20 protein-coding genes are annotated in these 19,722 nt (G+C 61.1%); 11 read left to right on the forward strand and 9 right to left on the reverse strand.

Features of this window, described 5'->3' with window-relative positions; all coding sequences use genetic code 11:
* Nucleotides 1-426: 426 nt before the first annotated feature.
* From uraH to GLP43_RS00840, 3 genes are all read left to right on the forward strand, one after another.
* A complete protein-coding gene (uraH, locus tag GLP43_RS00830) occupies nucleotides 427-786 on the forward strand; it encodes a hydroxyisourate hydrolase (RefSeq protein WP_005850231.1) in 360 nt (119 codons plus the stop codon).
* A gap of 93 nt (nucleotides 787-879) precedes the next feature.
* Nucleotides 880-1,881, forward strand: coding sequence for a deoxyribose-phosphate aldolase (gene deoC / locus GLP43_RS00835; protein WP_037965258.1), 1,002 nt, complete (start codon nucleotides 880-882; stop codon nucleotides 1,879-1,881).
* 49 nt (nucleotides 1,882-1,930) lie between these two features.
* Nucleotides 1,931-4,270, forward strand: coding sequence for an aldehyde dehydrogenase family protein (locus GLP43_RS00840; RefSeq protein WP_237277827.1), 2,340 nt, complete (start codon nucleotides 1,931-1,933; stop codon nucleotides 4,268-4,270).
* 78 nt (nucleotides 4,271-4,348) lie between these two features.
* Here GLP43_RS00840 and GLP43_RS00845 read toward each other — a convergent pair whose 3' ends face one another.
* From GLP43_RS00845 to GLP43_RS00875, 7 genes are all read right to left on the reverse strand, one after another.
* Nucleotides 4,349-5,671, reverse strand: coding sequence for a M16 family metallopeptidase (locus GLP43_RS00845; protein WP_237277828.1), 1,323 nt, complete (start codon nucleotides 5,669-5,671; stop codon nucleotides 4,349-4,351).
* Complete coding sequence (locus GLP43_RS00850; RefSeq protein ID WP_237277829.1) at nucleotides 5,668-7,011, reverse strand: M16 family metallopeptidase; 1,344 nt, start codon at nucleotides 7,009-7,011, stop codon at nucleotides 5,668-5,670. The genes GLP43_RS00845 and GLP43_RS00850 overlap by 4 nt, the downstream gene beginning before the upstream one ends.
* A gap of 92 nt (nucleotides 7,012-7,103) precedes the next feature.
* Nucleotides 7,104-7,607 (reverse strand): DUF3035 domain-containing protein, encoded by a 504-nt coding sequence (locus tag GLP43_RS00855; RefSeq protein WP_237277830.1) that lies wholly within the window; start codon nucleotides 7,605-7,607, stop codon nucleotides 7,104-7,106.
* A gap of 62 nt (nucleotides 7,608-7,669) precedes the next feature.
* On the reverse strand, nucleotides 7,670-8,179 hold the full coding sequence (lspA, locus tag GLP43_RS00860) for a signal peptidase II (protein WP_237277831.1): 510 nt from the start codon (nucleotides 8,177-8,179) through the stop codon (nucleotides 7,670-7,672).
* A gap of 18 nt (nucleotides 8,180-8,197) precedes the next feature.
* Nucleotides 8,198-9,784 (reverse strand): bifunctional phosphoribosylaminoimidazolecarboxamide formyltransferase/IMP cyclohydrolase, encoded by a 1,587-nt coding sequence (gene purH / locus GLP43_RS00865; RefSeq protein WP_237277832.1) that lies wholly within the window; start codon nucleotides 9,782-9,784, stop codon nucleotides 8,198-8,200.
* Nucleotides 9,785-9,801: 17 nt separating this feature from the next.
* Nucleotides 9,802-11,550, reverse strand: coding sequence for a heparinase II/III family protein (locus tag GLP43_RS00870; protein ID WP_237277833.1), 1,749 nt, complete (start codon nucleotides 11,548-11,550; stop codon nucleotides 9,802-9,804).
* 123 nt (nucleotides 11,551-11,673) lie between these two features.
* Nucleotides 11,674-12,945, reverse strand: a complete 1,272-nt coding sequence (locus tag GLP43_RS00875) for an RsmB/NOP family class I SAM-dependent RNA methyltransferase (RefSeq protein WP_237277834.1) — start codon at nucleotides 12,943-12,945, stop codon at nucleotides 11,674-11,676.
* 192 nt (nucleotides 12,946-13,137) lie between these two features.
* Here GLP43_RS00875 and GLP43_RS00880 point away from each other — a divergent pair, with 192 nt between their 5' ends.
* Nucleotides 13,138-13,311, forward strand: a complete 174-nt coding sequence (locus GLP43_RS00880) for a DUF1674 domain-containing protein (protein WP_237279898.1) — start codon at nucleotides 13,138-13,140, stop codon at nucleotides 13,309-13,311.
* An 85-nt stretch (nucleotides 13,312-13,396) separates the two neighbouring features.
* Here the strand turns inward: GLP43_RS00880 and GLP43_RS00885 are convergent, their stop codons facing one another.
* Nucleotides 13,397-13,753 (reverse strand): dihydrodipicolinate reductase, encoded by a 357-nt coding sequence (locus GLP43_RS00885; protein ID WP_237277835.1) that lies wholly within the window; start codon nucleotides 13,751-13,753, stop codon nucleotides 13,397-13,399.
* A 90-nt stretch (nucleotides 13,754-13,843) separates the two neighbouring features.
* The gene (dapB, locus tag GLP43_RS00890; RefSeq protein WP_237277836.1) at nucleotides 13,844-14,659 is read right to left on the reverse strand and encodes a 4-hydroxy-tetrahydrodipicolinate reductase; all 816 of its coding nucleotides are present in this window, start codon (nucleotides 14,657-14,659) and stop codon (nucleotides 13,844-13,846) included.
* A 79-nt stretch (nucleotides 14,660-14,738) separates the two neighbouring features.
* Between dapB and rbfA the strand changes: the two genes are divergently transcribed.
* From rbfA to GLP43_RS00925, 7 genes are all read left to right on the forward strand, one after another.
* Nucleotides 14,739-15,158, forward strand: a complete 420-nt coding sequence (gene rbfA, locus GLP43_RS00895) for a 30S ribosome-binding factor RbfA (RefSeq protein ID WP_074636359.1) — start codon at nucleotides 14,739-14,741, stop codon at nucleotides 15,156-15,158.
* Complete coding sequence (locus GLP43_RS00900) at nucleotides 15,155-15,901, forward strand: phosphodiester glycosidase family protein (protein WP_237277837.1); 747 nt, start codon at nucleotides 15,155-15,157, stop codon at nucleotides 15,899-15,901. The genes rbfA and GLP43_RS00900 overlap by 4 nt, the downstream gene beginning before the upstream one ends.
* Nucleotides 15,902-16,019: 118 nt before the next feature.
* Complete coding sequence (truB, locus tag GLP43_RS00905; protein ID WP_005850261.1) at nucleotides 16,020-16,937, forward strand: tRNA pseudouridine(55) synthase TruB; 918 nt, start codon at nucleotides 16,020-16,022, stop codon at nucleotides 16,935-16,937.
* On the forward strand, nucleotides 16,934-17,443 hold the full coding sequence (locus tag GLP43_RS00910) for a DUF1643 domain-containing protein (RefSeq protein ID WP_237277838.1): 510 nt from the start codon (nucleotides 16,934-16,936) through the stop codon (nucleotides 17,441-17,443). Before truB ends, GLP43_RS00910 begins: the two co-directional genes overlap by 4 nt.
* A 105-nt stretch (nucleotides 17,444-17,548) precedes the next feature.
* Nucleotides 17,549-18,493 (forward strand): calcium-binding protein, encoded by a 945-nt coding sequence (locus tag GLP43_RS00915; protein ID WP_237277839.1) that lies wholly within the window; start codon nucleotides 17,549-17,551, stop codon nucleotides 18,491-18,493.
* Nucleotides 18,494-18,686: 193 nt separating this feature from the next.
* On the forward strand, nucleotides 18,687-18,956 hold the full coding sequence (gene rpsO, locus GLP43_RS00920; RefSeq protein ID WP_237277840.1) for a 30S ribosomal protein S15: 270 nt from the start codon (nucleotides 18,687-18,689) through the stop codon (nucleotides 18,954-18,956).
* 104 nt (nucleotides 18,957-19,060) lie between these two features.
* Complete coding sequence (locus GLP43_RS00925; RefSeq protein ID WP_237277841.1) at nucleotides 19,061-19,534, forward strand: GNAT family N-acetyltransferase; 474 nt, start codon at nucleotides 19,061-19,063, stop codon at nucleotides 19,532-19,534.
* Nucleotides 19,535-19,722 lie beyond the last annotated feature (188 nt).

Genomic DNA, 19,722 nt, shown 5'->3' on the forward strand with positions numbered 1-19,722 from the left:
AAAGTTCTAAGGCGCTGGCCGGCCTGAAACTTAAACACATGCGGGGGGCATATCGGGCGGGAAGTGAGTGGAAGGGGCCGCTCTTGATGCGCTATGCAACACGAGTCCTGTCGGCCCCTGCCCAATGATCGTCGCACCACGTGCGACTTGCCCGATCATAAGAATTCTGTCCCCCAGAATACATACTCGGATTGTATGGGTCGCTGGCAGGCAACACCTCCGATTGAATGTTGTGTACCATATAGGCGCAGGATGATTCGCGGCTCAAGCAAAAACGATTCGGTAGGCGCATTATTTTTCGCCAGCGCCCGAATCACCGCCCGTTTCTGCGCTGGCGCGCCAAGAAAGCCGCCCGCCGATCCGCCATTGACCTAGCCCGACACCCGCCTATCGTAAGGGTCCAACGGATCAGGAAAGACACCACTCATGGCAAACGGCTATTTGACGACGCATGTTCTGGACACCGCACGCGGCCGCCCCGCAGGCGGGCTGGAAATCACGCTTTACCGGATCGAAGGGGCCAACCGCATGAAGCTGGTGCAGATGACCACCAATGCTGACGGTCGCACCGACACGCCGATCTTGCCCAAGGGCCAGTTTGCGGCTGGCACGTATGAGCTGGTGTTCGAAGCCGGTGCCTATCTTGATGCCATCGGAGCGGAGCCCGAAGCACCGCGTTTCCTTGACCAGATCCCCCTGCGCTTTGGCATTTCGGATGCGGATGCGCATTATCACGTGCCCCTTTTGCTATCGCCGTTCGGCTATTCAACCTATCGCGGCAGCTGAACGCCGCTGGCGGATGTGACGTGAGGGCGCGATGCTTGCATTGCGCCGTTGCCCCGTGGCACATTGCCTGTCTGATCAGACAGGAAAGCGCCCATGTCCACGCATGTATATGACCCGACCGAACTGGCCCAAAGCCACCTGCCACAGGTGACGGAACCCCGCAATCCGGGGATGCCGCTGGATATGGATTGGGTGCGCGCCGTGCAGGTGAACTCCTCTGCGGTGGAGCGCCGCGCCGCGGGTTTGCCCGCGCGCCGTTCCGTGAAGAAAGATTATCAGGCCGCGTGGCTGCTGCGCGCCGTCAGCTGTATCGACCTGACCACGCTGTCGGGGGATGATACCGCCCGCCGTGTCGAGCGGCTTTGTGCGAAGGCACGTCAACCGATTGCGCCCGCGCTGCTGGACGCGCTTGGCATGTCACAGATCACCGTGGGCGCGGTCTGTGTCTACCACGAGATGATCGCCCCCGCCAAAGCAGCACTGCAGGGCACGGGCATCCCGATTGCCGCCGTTTCTACAGGTTTTCCCGCCGGTCTCTCCCCGTTCGAGCTGCGCCTGCGCGAGATCGAGATGAGCGTCGCCGCCGGTGCCGCCGAGATCGACATCGTTATTTCGCGCCGCCATGTGCTGTCAGGCGACTGGCAGGCGCTTTATGATGAGATGCGTGCCTTCCGAGCCGCTTGTGGCGATGCGCATGTCAAAGCGATCCTCGCGACCGGAGAGTTGGGCAGCCTGCGCAACGTCGCGCGTGCCTCGCTGATCTGCATGATGGCGGGTGCTGACTTCATCAAGACCTCCACCGGTAAGGAAAGCGTGAATGCGACCCTGCCCGTGACCCTCGTGATGATCCGCGCGATTCGCGACTATTTCGACCGCACCGGCTTTCGCGTTGGCTACAAGCCCGCGGGCGGGATATCGAAGGCAAAGGACGCGTTGGTCTATCTGGCCATGATGAAAGAGGAATTGGGCGACCGCTGGTTGCAGCCCGACCTCTTCCGGTTCGGGGCCTCGTCGCTGTTGGGCGACATCGAACGTCAGCTCGACCACCATGTGTCGGGCAGCTATTCCGCAAGCCATCGTCACGCCATCAGCTGAGCCGCGTGAAACCAATGTCGGATTTGAGTATTTTGAAAAGGGTGAACCCATGAGCGTGTCCGAAATCTATGAAACAATGGACTATGGGACGGCACCGGAAAATGCCGCTGACGCACTGGCGTGGCTGGTCGATCAGGGCAGCCGTTTCGGGCATTTCATCGACGGCGCGTTCACCGAGGCGCGGGATGATTTCGAAAGCCGCAACCCTGCCAATGGCAATGTGCTGGCAACGTTGACGCAGGCCAACCAGGCAGAGGTCGACACCGCGGTTGCCGCGGCGCGCAAGGCGCAGCCCAAATGGGCCAAGCTGGGCGGGCACGGGCGGGCGCGGTTCCTTTATGCGTTGGCGCGGTTGCTGCAAAAACACAGCCGGTTGTTCGCCGTGCTGGAAACGCTGGACAACGGCAAACCCATCCGTGAGGCGCGCGATGTGGATGTGCCCCTAGCGCAGCGGCATTTCTATTACCACGCGGGCATGGCCCAGTTGATGGAGTCCGAGCTGCCCGACGCAGAAGCGCTTGGCGTATGTGGGCAGATCATCCCGTGGAACTTCCCGCTGCTGATGCTGGCGTGGAAAGTGGCCCCTGCTTTGGCGATGGGGAATACGGTGGTATTGAAACCGGCGGAGTATACGTCGCTGACCGCGCTGCTGTTTGCGGATATCTGTGTGCAGGCGGGCCTGCCCAAGGGTGTCGTCAATATTGTCACCGGTGACGGTGCCGTGGGCGAGATGATCGTGCAGGCTGAGGTCGACAAGATCGCCTTTACCGGATCGACCCCTGTCGGGCGGCGCATCCGCGAGGCGACTGCTGGAAGCGGCAAGGCGCTGACGCTCGAGCTGGGGGGCAAGTCGCCCTATATCGTGTTTGACGATGCGGATCTGGATTCCGCTGTCGAGGGGCTGGTCGATGCGATCTGGTTCAATCAGGGGCAGGTCTGCTGTGCAGGCTCGCGCCTGCTGGTGCATGAGCCTGTTGCGGATCGGTTCTATGCCAAGCTGCGGGCGCGGATGGCGAAGCTGCGGGTCGGTGATCCGCTGGATAAATCCGTCGATGTGGGCGCGCTGGTGGACCCCGTTCAGGTGCAGCGCGTGACCGAAATGGTCGCCGCCAACACCAGTGGCGAGGTGTTTACCGCAGGTGATATCCCCGCGACCGGATGCTATTATCCACCCACATTGATCACCGGCATGAACCCTGCTGACCCCTTGATGCAGGACGAGATCTTTGGCCCCGTGCTGGTATCTACCACCTTCCGCACCCCTGCCGAGGCGGTCGAGCTGGCCAATAACACCCGCTACGGGCTGGCGGCGACGGTCTGGTCCGAGAATATCAACCTCGCGCTGGATATCGCGCCCAAGCTGGTATCGGGCATCGTCTGGGTGAACGGCACCAATATGATGGATGCGGCCGCGGGCTTTGGTGGTGTGCGCGAAAGCGGCTTTGGTCGCGAAGGTGGCTGGGAAGGGCTGGCGGCCTATACCCGTCCGAAAACCACTCAAAAACCGTTGAAAGAGGTTACGGCCTTTACCGGGAGCGGCACGCCAGCTGACCCGATTGACCGGACGGCCAAGCTGTATATCGGCGGCAAGCAAAGCCGCCCCGACAGCGGCTATTCCGCACCGGTCTGGGGCAAGTCCGGCGATCTGCTGGGCCATGTCTCGCTCGCTTCGCGCAAGGATGTGCGCAATGCCGTGGAAGCGGCTCATGCCGCGAAGGGGTGGAGCAAGACCACCGGCCATCTGCGCGCGCAGATCCTCTATTACATCGCTGAAAATCTGGCGGCACGCGGGGATGTATTCGCGCGGCGTCTGGATGCGATGCAGGGCACTAAATCCGGCAAAACCGAGGTCGATCTTGCGGTCAAACGTCTGTTCACCTACGCGGCCTGGGCCGACAAGTATGATGGGCAGGTGCATGGCGTGCCGATCCGCGGCGTGGCGCTTGCTATGAAGGAACCTGTGGGCGTGATCGGCGCGCTTTGCCCGGCGGAGGCACCCTTGCTGGGGCTGATCTCTTGCATGGCACCGGCGATTGCGATGGGGAACCGGATCGTTTTGTCCGCCAGTGGCCCCTTCCCGCTTGCTGCGACGGATTTTGTGCAGGTGCTTGAAACCTCTGACGTGCCGGCGGGTGTGGTGAATATTCTGACCGGCCCGCAGAAGGACACCGCCGAAACACTGGCGCGGCATATGGATGTGGATGCGGTCTGGAGCTTTGGCGACAAGGCGCAAAGCGAAACCGTGGAGCGGGCCAGCGCGCAGAACCTGAAGCGCACATGGGTCAACAACGGCATGGCCCGCGACTGGGACGGCGCAGAGGGCGAAGGCAAAGCGTTCTTGCACGCCGCGACCGAGGTCAAGAATATCTGGATCCCCTACGGCGAATAACCCGCCGATATCCTGAAACGAAAACGGGCGCTGAGAAGCGCCCGTTTTTTGTGATTGATCTTGTGGCGAAAGCAGAAGTCAGTCGCTTTCCTGCGCCGTGGCCTCGATCCCTTCGGGTTGGCCGACGACAACAAAAGCCAACCCGTCAGGGTCCAGCAGGTCGTCGGCAACACGTTTCACATCGTCCAGCGTCACCGCCTCGACCTTGTCGTTGCGCGTGGCGATATAGTCGATGGGCAGATCGATCATCTGCATCCCCACAAGGATGCTCGCGATGGTCTGGTTGCCATCAAAACGCAGCGGGTAGGAGCCTGTGATATAGGTCTTGGCATCGTCCAACTCTTGCTGGGTGACGCCCTCGGCCGCGGCTTTGGACCATTCGCCCTTGATCACATCCATCGCCTGCCCGATCCGGTCGTTCGCCGAACTGACCGATCCTTGCCAGGTTTCAGCCAGATCCATCGGCACCAGATAGGAATAGACGCCATAGGTCAGCCCGCGTTTCTCGCGCACCTCGGTCATCAAACGGCTTTCAAACGATCCACCGCCAAGCACTTGGTTCAGCACGGTCGCGGTAAAGAAATCATCGTCCTTCTGGGAAATGCCCTTTTGCGCAAAAATAGCGACGGATTGGGGCGTGGGGAAATCGACGACCGTGGTGCCCGACGGGATAGAGACTTCGGCCTGCGGGGGCAGCGGTGCACCGGTTTCGGGCAGATCGCCCAACAGGTCGTCAAGCATCAGGCCCAGCTCTTCGGGCGTGATGTCCCCCACCGCACCGATGAAGATACGGTCGCGCGCCAGCACAGCCTTATGGGCCGCGATAAGGTCATCGCGCGTCAGGGCGGTCACTGTTTCTTCGGTCCCGCTCAGCGGCGCGCCGTAGGGGTGATCGCCATACAGCAGCTCGTCCATCTTCTTGCGCGCGATATCGTTCGGGTCTTTCGCGCTGGAGCGGATACCCGAAAGCACCTGCCCGCGCACCCGTTCAATCGCATCCGGGTCAAACCGAGGCGTCTGCAACGCCTGTTTCAACAGCGCGATCGACGCGTCCTGATTTTCGGTGAGAAACCGCGAGGATACGGAAAGCGCGTCGTCATCCACACTGAACCGGAAACTGCTCGCCAGCCCTTCGGCGGCACGGGCGAAATCGCGCGCGTCCATGTCACCGGCCCCCTCTTCCAGCAGGCCGGTCATCAGGTTGGTTGCGCCGCGTTTTTCAGGCGCATCCAGCGACGCACCGCCGCGAAAGCGCACATCAAGTGCGACGAAGGGGATCGAATGTTCCTCTACCAGCCACGCGGTGATGCCACCGGGGGAGGTGACCTCTTGGATGTCCACCTCGGCCCGGGCGGGCAGAGCGGCTAGAACCGTCAGGACGATTGCGTAAAACAGTCTCATTCCGTCACCTCTTCGCGCATCAGCCACCCTGTGACAGAAGCCTCGCGGTTAAACACATCCTTGGCGGCCTGCATGATGTCTTCGGCCGTCACGGCCTCGAGCACATCCGGCCAATCTTGTACGTCTTGCACGGTCAACTCGATGGCAAGGGCGCTGCCATAGCGGTTGGCGACGCTGTCGGCGTTATCGCGGGCATAGATTTGTTCAGCACGGACCTGTTGCTTGATCCGTTCAAGCTGTTTGGCATCCACACCGTCTTTCATGAAGCCGGCAACAGCCGCGTCCATCGCATCTTCGGCGTCCTGTAGGGACACGCCGGGTTGCGGCACGACGACAAGGTTAAAGGTCGTATCATCCAGCGATTGACCGCTGTAGAACGCTGCAGAATAGGTCGCGACAGGCGTGTCAAACTGCAGTTTTTCGGCGAAATAGGATGTGGTGCCACCGCCCAGGAGTTCGGCCAACATGGTCAGGGCCGCTGCGGTTTTCTGGTCGCCGGGATCCCGTTCCTGCGCCAGATAGGACCGGCTGACGTATTCCTGAGCAACGCGGTCATCGCGAAAAGTCAGACGGCGTTCAGCGGTTTGGGGCGGTTCTTGGGTGCGCAAACGTTCAGGCAGTTCGGGATTGGCGGGGATTTCACCGTAATACTGCTCCGCCAACTGTCGCACATTGTCAGGCTCTACATCGCCCGACACGACGAGGATCGCGTTGTTGGGGGAATAATACAGTTTGTAGAAATCCAGTGCATCCTGCAGGTCCAGCTCGCGCATCTCGTGCATCCAGCCGATGATCGGCGTGCCGTAGCGGTGGTTGAGGTATTGCGCGGCGTTCAGCTGTTCACGGAACAGTGCGCTCGGGTCATTCTCGGTGCGCTGGTTGCGTTCTTCGATGATCACATCCCGTTCGGTCGCGATGTTTTCCGGTGTCAGGCGGATGTTTTTCATCCGGTCGGATTCCATCTGCATCATCAGCTCAAGCCGGTCTGCGGCAACCCGTTGGAAATAGGCGGTATAATCATAGCTGGTGAAGGCGTTATCGCGCCCGCCATTCTTGGCAACCGTGGCTGAAAACTCGCCCGACTCCATCTTGTCGGTGGCTTTGAAAAGCAGGTGTTCAAGAAAATGCGCCACGCCCGACGACCCTTTGGGTTCGTCCGCCGAGCCAGCGCGGTACCACACCATTTGCTGCACAGCGGGGGCGCGGTGGTCTTCGACGACCACGACCTCCATCCCGTTGTCCAAGGTGAAATGCGTGACGTCTTCGTTGTCACGCGCAAGCGCGGCTGTGGTGGGCAGCGCAAGCGCCAATAAGGCCCCGAGGGCCGGTAATCTGATCATGGTCGGTCCTTTAAGCAGGGTCCTGAGACCTCTTACTTACGCCACCTTACGGGGCGATCAAGGGACCTAACAGAATTGTAATTCAGCCAGCGTCACTCTGCCGGAGGGGCGGAGGGCGTGCGTGCACCGGCCCGACGCCAGCGCGCGGCCTCGCGGGGGGCATCCAAGATCTGGCGTTTGTAAGCTTGGTCGTAGCGATCTGTCGGCACGATCTTGATCTGCGTGAACCGCGCCTTGCGCTTGCGGAACGCAGCATCGGTTTCGGCGAGTTCCTGACGGATGTTCGCCGTCACGCCCATGCGGCTGGCCTGCTGCACCAGCGCGGCGTCCGAAGCGGGGATGCCTGCCGCGTTGCTTTGCGGTGTGCCGCCAAATGCCAGAACCCCTTCGGCAATCGCGTTGCGGTCCGTCAGGTTCGCCTGCCCCGGCGTTGGCACGGGCAGCGCGTTATAGCTGTCAGGCTGCTGCAAGGGTTTGGAGGGCTGGACCATGAATTCATCAGGCCCTTTTGCAGTGCTGCGAATGTCCCGCAGGCCAGTGTTGCCGCAGGCCCCAAGGGCAAGCGGTAGCAAGACAAGAGCGGCGACAAAGCGCATGACGGATCTCCTTAAGGACTTGTTAAGGTCTTTGTACCAATATCGCAGTCACGCGGTAATTGTCACTGGCCTTTTTTCGGGGCCTTTTTCGGTGTGGCTTTCACTGGTTTTTTGGTGTCGCCGGTAAAGTAAATCAGCCCCAAAGCGCCCGCAAAAATGAAAACATCGGCGATGTTGAACACGAAAGGATTATTGATCCCGCAGCAAGACATGTTCAAGAAATCAAGCACATAGCCGTAGATCAGGCGGTCAACCACATTGGCCAACGCCCCCCCGATCAGCAGACCTGCGCTGATATTGGCCCAAAGGCTCATGGTTTGGCGGCTTGCCCAGATCAGCACGCCCACACAGATTGCACAGGCCAGCCCGATGAGGATCCAACGACTTGCGTCGGACCCATCACCGAAAAGGCCAAAGTTGATCCCGCGGTTCTCGCCGTAGCGAAAGTTGATCAGCGGCGGCAATACGTCGATGGACCGGATGCGGCTAAGCTCCATCGTGTGCACGACAAGATACTTGCTAAGCTGATCCGCAAGAAACGCCGCAAAACCGGCCCAAAAAATAGTACGCATATCGACCGCTTTCCGTGATTAGTGGCGGAAGTGGCGCATGCCGGTAAAGACCATGGCAAGCCCGGCCTCGTCCGCTGCTGCGATCACTTCGTGGTCCCGCATCGACCCGCCGGGCTGGATAAGCGCTGTCGCCCCTGCTTCTGCGGCAGTGATCAACCCGTCAGCAAAGGGGAAGAACGCATCGGAAGCGACGACAGAGCCCTGCGTCAGCGGTGCGGGCAAGCCCATGGCTTCGGCCATATCCTGCGCTTTGCGTGCGGCGATACGCGTGCTGTCGACACGGCTCATCTGGCCGGCACCAACGCCCACGGTCGCGCCGTCCTTGACGTAGATGATTGCGTTGGATTTTACGTGTTTCGCAACGGTCCAGGCGAACATCAGGTCCGACAGCTCTTGATCGGACGGCTGACGCTTTGTCACGACCTTCAGGTCATCCATCGTGATGCGCCCAACGTCTTTGTCCTGCACCAGATAGCCCCCCGACACCTGACGGAACGACAACGCCGCCTGTGCCGGATCGGCCAGACCGTTGGTGGTCAGCAAGCGCAGGTTCTTCTTCTTGCCAAAAATCTCCATCGCTTCGGGTGTCGCGTTCGGGGCGATCACGACCTCGGTAAAGATCGCGCTGATCGCCTCGGCTGTTTCGGCGTCAAGCGTCTGGTTCAGCGCGATAATCCCGCCAAAGGCGCTGGTGCGGTCGCAGTCGAACGCGCGGGTATAGGCATCCACCATCGACGTGCCTTGCGCCACGCCGCATGGGTTGGCGTGCTTGATGATCGCACAGGCAGGCCCTTTGGCCGGATCAAATTCGCTGACCAGCTCAAAGGCCGCATCGGTGTCGTTGATGTTGTTATACGACAGTTCTTTACCCTGATGCTGGGTCGCCGTGGCAACACCCGGACGGGCCGAGCCATCGGTGTAGAAGGCCGCTTGCTGATGGGGGTTCTCGCCGTAGCGCAGGGTCTGTGCCAGCGTGCCGCCCACGGTACGACGACGCGGGGTGTCCCCGACCTGCGCGGCCATCCATGTGCTGACAGCCGTGTCATAGGCCGCCGTGCGGGCATAGGCCGTCTGCGCCAAACGCTGGCGCAGCGCATAGGTGGTCTGCCCGTTATTCTCGGAAAGTTCGTTGATCACTGTCGCGTAGTCTTCGACATCGACGATCACATTTACAAAACCGTGGTTCTTCGCGGCAGAGCGGATCATCGCAGGGCCACCGATATCGATATTCTCGATCACCTCGGCATATTCCGCCCCTTTGGCGACGGTTTCTTCAAAGGGATACAGGTTCACCACAACCAGATCGATCGCGCCAATGTCATGCTTGTCCATCGCCGCGACGTGTTCGTCATTGTCACGCAGCGCTAGCAACCCACCGTGCACGACGGGGTGCAGCGTCTTGACCCGCCCGTCCATCATCTCGGGGAAGCCGGTGACCTCGGACACATCTTTCACCGTCAGACCTGCGTCGCGCAGCGCCTTGGCGGTGCCGCCGGTGCTCAGCAATTCGACCCCATGCGCCGCGAGCGCCTGCCCCAGCTCGACCAGACCGGTCTTGTCAGATACGGAAAGAAGCGCGCGGGAGACGGGGTGAAGATCAGGCATCGGGGAGGTTCCTTTGGTCAGTCTTGGTCATCATATGGATCGTCGAGCGATAAATCTCGCACGCCAATCGCAGTTTCCTGCGCTTTGGACAAGGACCACCTGACCCTGCTGGCATAGTCGACGACCCGCCCGCTAAGCAGAATTTGCAGCGACGCGCGGGGTTTCAGTCGGTTGCGCTCAAGGTAAACGCTTGGTTCCAAAGACAGTTTATGCGTCCCATCATGACGGAACACCCAGATTTCGCCGCTTTTCTGGGCCATGGAAATTGCCGCCCCGCCCAGATCGACGGTGGCATCCACATCCGGGTGCAGGTGGAAACGAATCTCGAACGGGATACCAGCAAGCTTCACCGCATCCATTTCCCGATCAAAGACACGCTTTTCAGCGGGCTCTATCGCGAGCAGCATGTCCTCCCCCGCGAGGCCGCGACCGTCGTGGGTCAGTTCCAGACTGCGGGCATGGGTCAGGCCAAAGCCCGCGACATAGCCATTATGCGCACCCTGAAACTGGGTGCCATCCCCGACGGAGCCGATTTCGACGGGCACGTAGGTCGGGCATTCGATCAAAGCCTCGGCGCCCGTGTGCCGGTCGGGCTCTGCCAGTCGCGCGCTGGAATAGCCGCCAAGTGACAGACCGGAATGCGACGGTGTCGCACGCCCCGCCCGCCGCCAATCAGCGCCAAATGAATCGCCCGGCCCGCAGTTCACGACCAAAGGGCGCCGCCCGCTGGTCAGTTCGAACGCAAGCGTAGAGGCATGGGCATTGAACGATGCGGCCCCGCCGGGGGGCGGGCTGGCGTCGACGATCACACTGGTGCGCCCTGCGGACAGGCGCGCATAGCCCATCGACAGCCCGTCCGGCTGACGCGTCTTGATCTTCGCCGTGGCCAGCGCGTGATCCAGCCAGCCTTCGGCCCCGCGCCCGCCGCCATGGAACCGCGCCAGCCCGCCGTCGGAATGCCGCAGGGTGCGCAGGGTGGGCGCGATGCGTTCGATCGCCTCCATATGCGCAGTTGGCGTGCCGCGTCCCGCATCGCTTAGCGCGGCGGCGGCCCATGTCAGAAGGGTAAATGCGTGCAGCAGCTCTTCGGGGTTGCGGGTGGGCAGGCCGCCCTGCGCATCGATCTGCGCCTCGCATTCGCGGGCCAGTGCCTTGATCGCCGGATCGGCGCGCGCCTCTTGCCCCTCAAGCGAAAGACCGGCGTATATCAACCCGGTCAGCGCCTCGAACCGCGGCAAACCAGGGGCTGCAGCATGCCAACGGCGCGACAGGAAATCCGTTTGTTCGACCAGCGAGCGATAGAAAACATCGCTTTCGTCTTGCGAGGTGCCGCGCAGCACAAACAGCGCGTGGTTGATCCAACGGATCAGCCGCCGGCCGGTCAGATCAGGGGTCCAGCCGATGCCTCGGCCCTTGCCGTAATGGTCGATCCAGCCCCAAAGCCAACGCTGCGCCGTGCCGCGGGCGCGCACGTCGCCAACCGCAGCCAGATCATCCATCCAGGCGAAACCGTGCAGATCACGCGCAAAATCCTGATCTGGTGTGGCGACCTCCCACAAGCTTGACGCGTCCGGCGCTTCGATCAGACTGCCAGAAAACAGGAGGTTGCCCGCGATCAGCTGCCGCCCCCGCGCAAAAGACCCGATGGTGCGCGGTTCGGGCGAGGAAACGAATCCCCTCGCTTGGGTACGCGTTTTGGTCGCGGCACGGGCGTGCCACCGGTTTAGAAAACGCGTTTTTCGCGCATTGAAGCTGGTACTTGTCATGCGGCTGCCCTTGTACGCTCTGCTGGCGTTTTGCGGATGTTAGCCGCTGTTGCCACCTGAGTCACCGCATTTTGACATAGCTGATCGCGGGCGACGCAAATCCGCCCGCGTCAGGTCAGGCCTTTAGGCGTCCTTGCGCAGGCAGGCGATGTAAAACCCGTCCATGCCCCCCAGTTCAGGCCAGTAATCGGGGCGCAAACGCAGGCCACCCTCTTGGGTTGCCCACGCAGGATCAACACCGGGCACGGCCAAAGCGTCGCGGTCCACGCGCATATCCGCATGACGTTCCAATGCCTCGTCGACTTGCACTTCACCTTCGTCAGGCAACAGGGAGCAGGTGCAGAAAATGAGACGCCCCCCGGGGTTGAGAAGGGACCACGCATGGTCGATCATTTCCGACTGCAGCTCGATCAGATCACCGAATTCAGACCCATCCTTGGCGTGGGGCAGATCGGGGTGACGACGGATCGTGCCCGTGGCAGAGCAAGGCGCATCCAGCAGAATCGCGTCAAACGTCCCTTCGAACCGGCGCGCATCGACGACAACGACTTTGGCCGGCAGATGCACCCGTGCAAGGTTTTCCCGAACCCGTTGCATCCGCTGCTTGGAGTTATCGACCGCCGTCACCTGCGCACCTGCGGCGGCAAGCTGCATGGTTTTGCCCCCGGGCGCGGCACAAAGGTCCAGCACGGCCTCGCCTTTTTGTGGCGCAAGGATTTTGACGGGCAGCGCGGCGGCGGCGTCCTGCACCCACCAATCGCCTTCGGCAAAACCAGGCATGGTGGTGACCTGCCCCGCATCGGCGACGCGCACCGAACCGGTCGGCAAGACGGTGCCGCCCACGGCCGCGGCCAAACCTTCAGGATCTCGTTTTGCGGTCAAATCCAGTGGCGCGCCTGCGAAATGCGCGGCTTCGATCCCTGTCATCGCCTCAGGCCCCCAGGCTTCGGTCAGCGGACCTCGCAGCCATTTTGGCAATCGCGGCGCGCGCAAGGCCGCCCATGCCTCTGGCCCTTCGGCGGCGATTTTGCGCAAAACGGCATTGGTAAGCCCCTTGAGGTGTCCCAGTTTTTTATGCGTTGCGACCAGTTCGACCATCGCATTCACAACGCCGTGGGCCGCGCCGCCCTGACACAGTTCGACCGTGCCGACGCGCAGCGCGTTGCGCACGGTCAGCGGCGGGTATTTCGACAGGTGTTTTTGCAACAGACGGTCGGCGCGTTCCATCCCGCGCAGGGTATCCATTGCCAGACGCTGCGCCCGTGCGCGGTCATCGGGGGGCAGCTTGTCCAACGCCCCCGCCGACGAGAGCTCTGACATCAGTCGTTCTTCCCCCAGGATCATATCCAAAAGGTACACCGCACTTCTGCGGGCCTGAACGCCGGTGTCTGACATGCGATACGCTTTCTTCTTTGGGGTGCCCGGGTTGTCTGGGCTTGGTTCCGGCGTATATCAAGGGGACAGTGGCCTCAAGAGGATGAGAGTATGACCGAAGCCGGCAAACGCCCCATGCCAAGCCCACCCCATGATCCGACACCCATGCCAGAGCCCGGGCCGGATATCCCGCCAGAACCCACGCCCGATCCGATGCCGATGGTACAAGAGCTTCCCGCCGCCGCGCAGCGCGCGCTGGCGGAGGCCGCCGAACGCCGCAAGGCCGAGCAGGCGCTGGACCTGCCGACAGAGTTAGGTGGTCGCGACGGCCCCGAGCCCGTCCGCTACGGCGATTGGGAGAAAAAGGGCATCGCTGTCGATTTTTAAGGCACGTGTCCCCCATGCGCTGACGATGCGTCGCGCAGATCACGATTACGGCCAAGCGCCCTGTGGCGCTTGCACATAGGCGAGGCTACTTCAACGAGAAGACCGCCGACTGCCCTGCCCCCTTATCCGAGGTAAAGCGGATTTTCCCACCGTTTACAGCGACTTCCTGACAATTGTAGCCAAGGTCGTCATCGCCCCAGATCAGGCTGCGGCAGAAATATCCGCCCTTCCAGACCCATTGGCCCGACACGTCCCACACGGCACCGGTACCCGATATGCCGCCGCTTTCCGTGACGCGCAATTCGACCAGCGGGCGGGTCAGTGTTTTACCCTCCACCACCGAAACGAAATCGCGCTGGCTGTCCAGTTTCTGGAATTCTGCCCAAGCGGTCCCGGTCAGCGCAAAGAACGCCGCGCAGGTCAGTAACGTCAGTTTTTTCATCACACCCTCCAACCAGATTGTTCCCATGAACATACGGGCCAGAGGTTAAGATAGTTTCACCACGGTTAAGCGACAGGGCGGCGGGTGGCGTCAGTCGTTCAGGCCCAAAACGTCCAGCATATCATAGGCTCCGGCAGGTTTGCCCTGCCCCCAGATGGCAGCTTTGATGGCACCGCGGGCAAAAACCGCACGATCCGACGCGATATGGCGCAGTATGATTCGCTCGCCCGTGGCAGCGAACATCACGTCGTGTTCGCCCACAATGTCGCCCCCGCGGATCGCTGTGAACCCGATGTCACCCCGCTTGCGCGCGCCGGTGATCCCGTCACGCCCGCGGTCAGAGACATCCGCCAGCGCGACCCCGCGCCCTTCGGCGGCGGCCTCGCCCAGCATCAGCGCAGTGCCCGACGGCGCGTCAACCTTCTGGTTGTGATGCGCCTCTATCACCTCGATATCGAAGTCTTCATCCAGCGCGGCGGCGACACGTTTGGTCAACTGGGTCAAAAGGTTAACGCCCAGGCTCATGTTGCCCGCCCGCACGATCACCGTCTGCTTTGAAGGTCCGTCCAGCTCGCCGATCTGCGCGTCGGTCATACCGGTGGTGCCGATAACATGAACCACCCCCGCATCGGCCGCGATCTTGGCGAAGGCGAGTGTCGCTTCCGGAGCGGTGAAATCGATGACCGCCTGCGCGCCTTGCATCGCCTCTGCCGCGTTATCGGTCACGATCACGCCAACGGCAGCGCCGCCCATAGCAACACCGATATCCTGACCGACCCACGCATGCCCCGCACGTTCAACCGCACCCGCCAGATGCACCCTGTCGCTGGCAGAAACCTGCCCAATCAACATCTGGCCCATGCGGCCCGAAGCCCCTGTAATCACTATGCCGGGTGTATCGCTCATGTTATGCTCCTTATTCGGCTTTGGTTTAGCGCGTGGTGATCTGCTTGGCAAAACCTCAACGAACCCTTAGATGAAGCGCATGGCAAAGAACAAGTTTCATGAGGGCTCAGGCCCGTCGCAACGGCAGCTTCGCGTAGGCGAAACCATTCGTCGCGCCTTATCGGATGTTTTGGCGCGTGGCGATGTCCACGACCCTGAACTGAACCGTATGTCGATCACCGTGGGCGAAGTGCGCGCCTCCCCCGACCTGAAGATCGCGACGGCCTATGTGCTGCCTTTGGGCGGAGACGGTCAGGAAGACGTGCTTAAGCTGCTGGCGCGCAACAAGGGCGAGCTCCGCCGGTTGATGGCAAAGAAGCTGGTCCTGAAATACGCACCGGACCTGCGGTTCCAACTGGACGAGACCTTCGACCGTATGGACGAAACGCGCCGGATGCTGGCGCAGGACGTGGTGCGGCGCGATGCTGACGCCCCCGACCGCGGATCGGAAGACGTGTGAAACGGTTCTGGGCCGCGCTTGGCTTCATGGGCTGGGCCGCCGCGCCCGTCCAAGCCGAAACCTGCGAAACCCTGACCTATAACGCCACCGGCTATACCCTGTGCCACGTCGACCTGACGCAGGACCGCCTTGAGCTGTTCCTCTACGATGCGGACGGCAAACCGCATGGGTATTTCAACACGTTGAATACGGCGTTGAAAAAGCGCGGCGCACAGCTGGGCTTTGCGATGAACGCGGGCATGTATCATGACAACCGCGCGCCCGTGGGCTACTACCTTGAGAACGGCAAAGAATATCAGCAGGTGATCAGCAGCGACGGCCCCGGTAACTTTGGCCTGCTGCCCAATGGCGTGCTTTGCCTGCGCGACGGGCGTGCCGATGTGATCGAAACCAAAGCCTTTCTGCGCGACGCCCCCGACTGCCGCAGCGCCACGCAATCGGGACCGATGTTGGTCATCGATGGTAAAGTGCACCCGCGCTTTCTGAAAGATGGCACCTCGCGCTATATTCGCAACGGCGTCGGCACCAGCGCCGATGGCAAACGCGCGGTTTTTGCCATCTCGAACGAGACGGTGAATTTCTATGATTTCGCACTGCTGTTCCGGGATCACCTAAAACTGCCAAATGCGCTTTATTTTGATGGCAATATCTCGAGGATGCGCGCACCCGATCTGGGCCGCAATGACTTGGGCTTTAGCGCGCTTGGCCCTATCATTGGCGTCGTGAAGCCCGACGCGCCGTAGCGCAACAAGAGTTTTCTTGCCTTCGGCGAGGATTTTTCACCATTTGGAAGCCAGAGTCTCTGGGCAATCTTGCCGGACCTTTGATAGGAGGCGGGCAAATCAATTAAGGGCATTTGATATGGGACGCAGGCGCAAGGGACGTGATATTTCGGGGTGGTTGGTGGTGGACAAGCCCGCTGGCCCGACCTCTACGACCGTGGTGAACAAGGTCCGTTGGGCGCTGAACGCGAATAAGGCGGGCCATGCGGGCACCCTTGACCCCGAGGCCACCGGTGTTCTGGCGATCGCGCTTGGCGAGGCGACCAAGACGGTTCCCTTTATCACGGACGCGATGAAAGCCTATGAGTTTACCGTCCGCCTTGGGATCGCGACAAATACCGATGATGCCGAGGGCGAGGTCATCGCAACCTCGGAGCTGCGGCCCGATGACGACGCGATCAAGGATGCTTTGGGCAAGTTTATCGGTGACATCCAACAGGTGCCCCCGCAGTTTTCCGCCGTGAAAATCGACGGCCAGCGCGCCTATAAACTGGCGCGCGACGGTGAAACGATGGAATTGGCAGCCCGCCCGCTTTTTGTCGAACAACTGCTGCTGGTGGACCGCCCCGATGCCGACCACGTGACGCTGGAGATGGTGTGCGGCAAGGGTGGCTATGTCCGGTCGATTGCGCGCGATCTGGGGCAAGCCTTGGGATGTCTGGGCCATGTGCGCGAATTGCGCCGCATCTGGTCTGGCCCGTTCGAGGCCTCTGAAGGGCTGACGCTGGCGCAGATCGAAGAGATGGCCCGCACAGACGCTTTGGACGCGCATTTACTGCCGTTAGAGCAAGGGTTGCAGGACCTGCCAGAGGTGAAAGCCACGCCGGAGGGGGCCACCCGTCTGCGCAACGGCAACCCCGGCATGGTGATCGCCCATGACGTTGAATATGGCGACGAGGTCTGGGCGTCGTTTGAGGGCCGCGCCGTTGCTGTTGGACGTTTCAAAGCGGGCGAATTGCATCCGTCGCGTGTGTTCAACCAGCCCGGCTCTGCGTGATTACGCGCAGCCACACCAAGGGCGATGCGCCGTCGACGGCTGTCTATTCGGACTGCGAAAACTACCGCTATAGTCTGACCCGCGTCTGGAACCCCGAGGCGGAGCGGGTGCTGTTCGTCATGCTAAATCCGTCAAAAGCGACGGAAATTGAAAACGACCCAACGGTCGAGCGGTGCGAGCGCCGTGCGCGTGCCTTGGGCTTCGGGGGTTTTCAGGTCACCAATATCTTTGCCTGGCGCGAAACCAGCCCCAAGCTGATGCGCCAAGCCAAAGACCCCGTCGGCCCTGATAACGATATGATTTTGAACGAAGGTATCTTGTGGGCCGATCAGGTGATCGCGGCTTGGGGCACCCATGGCGCACATCTTGGACGGGGTGCGCAGGTGCAAGAGCTGCTGTCGCGCAGCCAAACGCCCGTGTACCATTTGGGCCTGTCTAAGGACGGGCATCCCAAGCATCCTTTGTATATCCGATATACTCAGGAACCGATTTTCTGGGGCCTTTAGGGCAAGCTTAACTTTCGTGATTCTATTGTGCTGATGCGGCCTTGGGTTTTGGGGCTGTTTTATCTGTATCCCCGCGTGATGCGGGCAATAGGGTCGGGTTTGCACATGCTGTTTCTTGCCGGGTTAATGGGGTTGATCACCGTCGGGGCCGCCGCCTTTATCGACATCGGGGTCGAGGAGGAGGAATCTGCCACCGATGAAGATTCACCAGCCGGCGATGTGATCTCCGGTACCCCCCGGGATGACCTGATTATCGGCTCGGGCGGCAGCGATCAGATCGCGGGATATGGCGGTGATGACCTTGTCGAGGCGCGGAATGGCGATGACACCGTTTTTGGTGACGACGGCGATGATACGTTGACGGGCGGTGCGGGGAACGATGACCTGCATGGCAATGATGGCGATGACCTATTGACGGGGGCCGAGGATGCGGATGGGCTTACCGGCCATAATGACGATGACACCCTACAGGGCGGCGCGGGTCACGATACGCTAAACGGCTCTGCCGGGGGTGATACGCTATTTGGGGATAGCGGGGATGACGCCGTGATGGGCGGTTTGGGCGATGACCTGCTGATTGGGGGGCGCGGGCAAGACGCGCTCTTTGGCGGATGGGGGAACGATACGCTTGACGGCACCGTCGATCCGGACCGTCAGGATGCGCGCGTCACCGATGTCGACGAAGGGGATTACCTGAATGGCGGCGGCGGCGATGATATGATCCTTGCGGGATCAAACGATACGGTGACCCCGGGTGACGGGCGCGATGACGTGATCCTCGGTGATTGGGTCAGCCCCGATGGCATCGTCGATATCCGCAGCTTCGACAGAGAAGATGACAGCCTGCTGCTGGTCTGGGACGACAGCGATGCAGCCGCGACAGCGCCGAGTGTGGCGGTCGAACCGGACCCGGAGGATCTGCACTCTCATCTGATTTCAATGGACGGGGCGATTGTGGCGATGGTGCAGTCGGACCAGTTGCTGATGCCGGGCGACCTATCGCTTATCCCCCTCAGCTCGGCCTTGGCTGCGGGGCTAACGCGCGGCTGAACCGAGGGTGCTCTCTCACTTGCCAAAGAAGCCAACGCGCCTGCGACGCATTAATCCTTTGCCAAGGGGGCGAAACTTTCCTATACGCCCCCATCGCCCGATGATTCCTGTCAGCGGGTGATACTCCATGGGCCTGTGCTGGACGACATCCCGGCCTGTGCCATCACTTTAACCTTTCGAAAAGGAGACCCCGATGTCGATTACGCAAGAAGAAAAAGCACGCGTCATGAAAGAATTCGGCACCACAGAAGGCGACACCGGTTCGCCCGAAGTACAGGTTGCCATTCTGTCCTCGCGCATCGCAACGCTGACCGAGCACTTCAAAACCCACAAAAAAGACAACCACGGTCGCCGTGGCCTTTTGAAAATGGTTGCGACACGCCGGAAGCTTCTGGACTATGTCAAAGGTAAAGATGACGCGCGTTATCAGGACCTGATCAAGCGTTTGGGCCTGCGCCGCTAACCAGCGCTGCACCGCCACAACGATGAAAACCGCGCCCTGGCAACAGGGGGCGGTTTTTTTCGTTTCCCCCTGTGCTTTAGTGATGTTCCCCAAAAGGAAAGCCCATGCCAATCAACCTGCGCGACCTCACCCCGCAAGATACCGAGGCAGCCGCGTTGCTTTACTTTGCTGCGGTGCATCAGGGCACGGCGGATGTGTATTCGGCCGAACAACGCATCGCTTGGGCCGGAAAAGCGCCCGCACCCGCCACATGGCGAGGGCGGTTTGATAACGTCTCGGGTATCGTGGCCGAGATAGACCACCGTATGGCGGGCTTCATGACCCTTGACCGCGAAGGGCTGATCGATCTGGCCTTTGTCCATCCCGATCATATGGGCACGGGCGTGGGGCGCACTGTGTATTTTGCCATCGAAGAACGTGCCCGCACATTCGGCGTGCGACGTCTTCGGACCTTTGCCAGCGAAAAGGCAAAACCGTTTTTCACGCGCATAGGCTGGACCGTCGAGGCACCCAATATCGTCACCAAAGGCGGGGTCACCTTGCAAAACTACAAGATGTTCAAGACCTTGCTAGGCTGACACCCTTGCCGCTCTGCTGCGGCTTGCAAACTGTGGCGTGCAGGGTCACTCGCAGGGGTCAACGCTTCCCTTCCCATCGCAGGCAAACTGCTGTATGGCCGCACAATCTGAAAGCCGGCGCCCGGACTCCAGCGCCCGACAAAGAAGATACCGGAGTCAGGGGGAATATGCCCTCTACGCAAATGGCC

The organism is Sulfitobacter sp. M39 (assembly GCF_021735935.1).
Lineage (GTDB): Bacteria > Pseudomonadota > Alphaproteobacteria > Rhodobacterales > Rhodobacteraceae > Sulfitobacter.

What these genes read in the sequence shown, in the direction of transcription:
- uraH (WP_005850231.1), top strand. Translation starts at nt 427, where the DNA reads ATGGCAAACGGCTATTTGACGACGCATGTTCTGGACACCGCACGCGGC.
- deoC (WP_037965258.1), top strand. Translation starts at nt 880, where the DNA reads ATGTCCACGCATGTATATGACCCGACCGAACTGGCCCAAAGCCACCTG.
- GLP43_RS00840 (WP_237277827.1), top strand. Translation starts at nt 1,931, where the DNA reads ATGAGCGTGTCCGAAATCTATGAAACAATGGACTATGGGACGGCACCG.
- GLP43_RS00845 (WP_237277828.1), bottom strand. Translation starts at nt 5,671, where the DNA reads ATGAGACTGTTTTACGCAATCGTCCTGACGGTTCTAGCCGCTCTGCCC.
- GLP43_RS00850 (WP_237277829.1), bottom strand. Translation starts at nt 7,011, where the DNA reads ATGATCAGATTACCGGCCCTCGGGGCCTTATTGGCGCTTGCGCTGCCC.
- GLP43_RS00855 (WP_237277830.1), bottom strand. Translation starts at nt 7,607, where the DNA reads ATGCGCTTTGTCGCCGCTCTTGTCTTGCTACCGCTTGCCCTTGGGGCC.
- lspA (WP_237277831.1), bottom strand. Translation starts at nt 8,179, where the DNA reads ATGCGTACTATTTTTTGGGCCGGTTTTGCGGCGTTTCTTGCGGATCAG.
- purH (WP_237277832.1), bottom strand. Translation starts at nt 9,784, where the DNA reads ATGCCTGATCTTCACCCCGTCTCCCGCGCGCTTCTTTCCGTATCTGAC.
- GLP43_RS00870 (WP_237277833.1), bottom strand. Translation starts at nt 11,550, where the DNA reads ATGACAAGTACCAGCTTCAATGCGCGAAAAACGCGTTTTCTAAACCGG.
- GLP43_RS00875 (WP_237277834.1), bottom strand. Translation starts at nt 12,945, where the DNA reads ATGTCAGACACCGGCGTTCAGGCCCGCAGAAGTGCGGTGTACCTTTTG.
- GLP43_RS00880 (WP_237279898.1), top strand. Translation starts at nt 13,138, where the DNA reads ATGCCGATGGTACAAGAGCTTCCCGCCGCCGCGCAGCGCGCGCTGGCG.
- GLP43_RS00885 (WP_237277835.1), bottom strand. Translation starts at nt 13,753, where the DNA reads ATGAAAAAACTGACGTTACTGACCTGCGCGGCGTTCTTTGCGCTGACC.
- dapB (WP_237277836.1), bottom strand. Translation starts at nt 14,659, where the DNA reads ATGAGCGATACACCCGGCATAGTGATTACAGGGGCTTCGGGCCGCATG.
- rbfA (WP_074636359.1), top strand. Translation starts at nt 14,739, where the DNA reads ATGGCAAAGAACAAGTTTCATGAGGGCTCAGGCCCGTCGCAACGGCAG.
- truB (WP_005850261.1), top strand. Translation starts at nt 16,020, where the DNA reads ATGGGACGCAGGCGCAAGGGACGTGATATTTCGGGGTGGTTGGTGGTG.
- GLP43_RS00915 (WP_237277839.1), top strand. Translation starts at nt 17,549, where the DNA reads ATGCTGTTTCTTGCCGGGTTAATGGGGTTGATCACCGTCGGGGCCGCC.
- rpsO (WP_237277840.1), top strand. Translation starts at nt 18,687, where the DNA reads ATGTCGATTACGCAAGAAGAAAAAGCACGCGTCATGAAAGAATTCGGC.
- GLP43_RS00925 (WP_237277841.1), top strand. Translation starts at nt 19,061, where the DNA reads ATGCCAATCAACCTGCGCGACCTCACCCCGCAAGATACCGAGGCAGCC.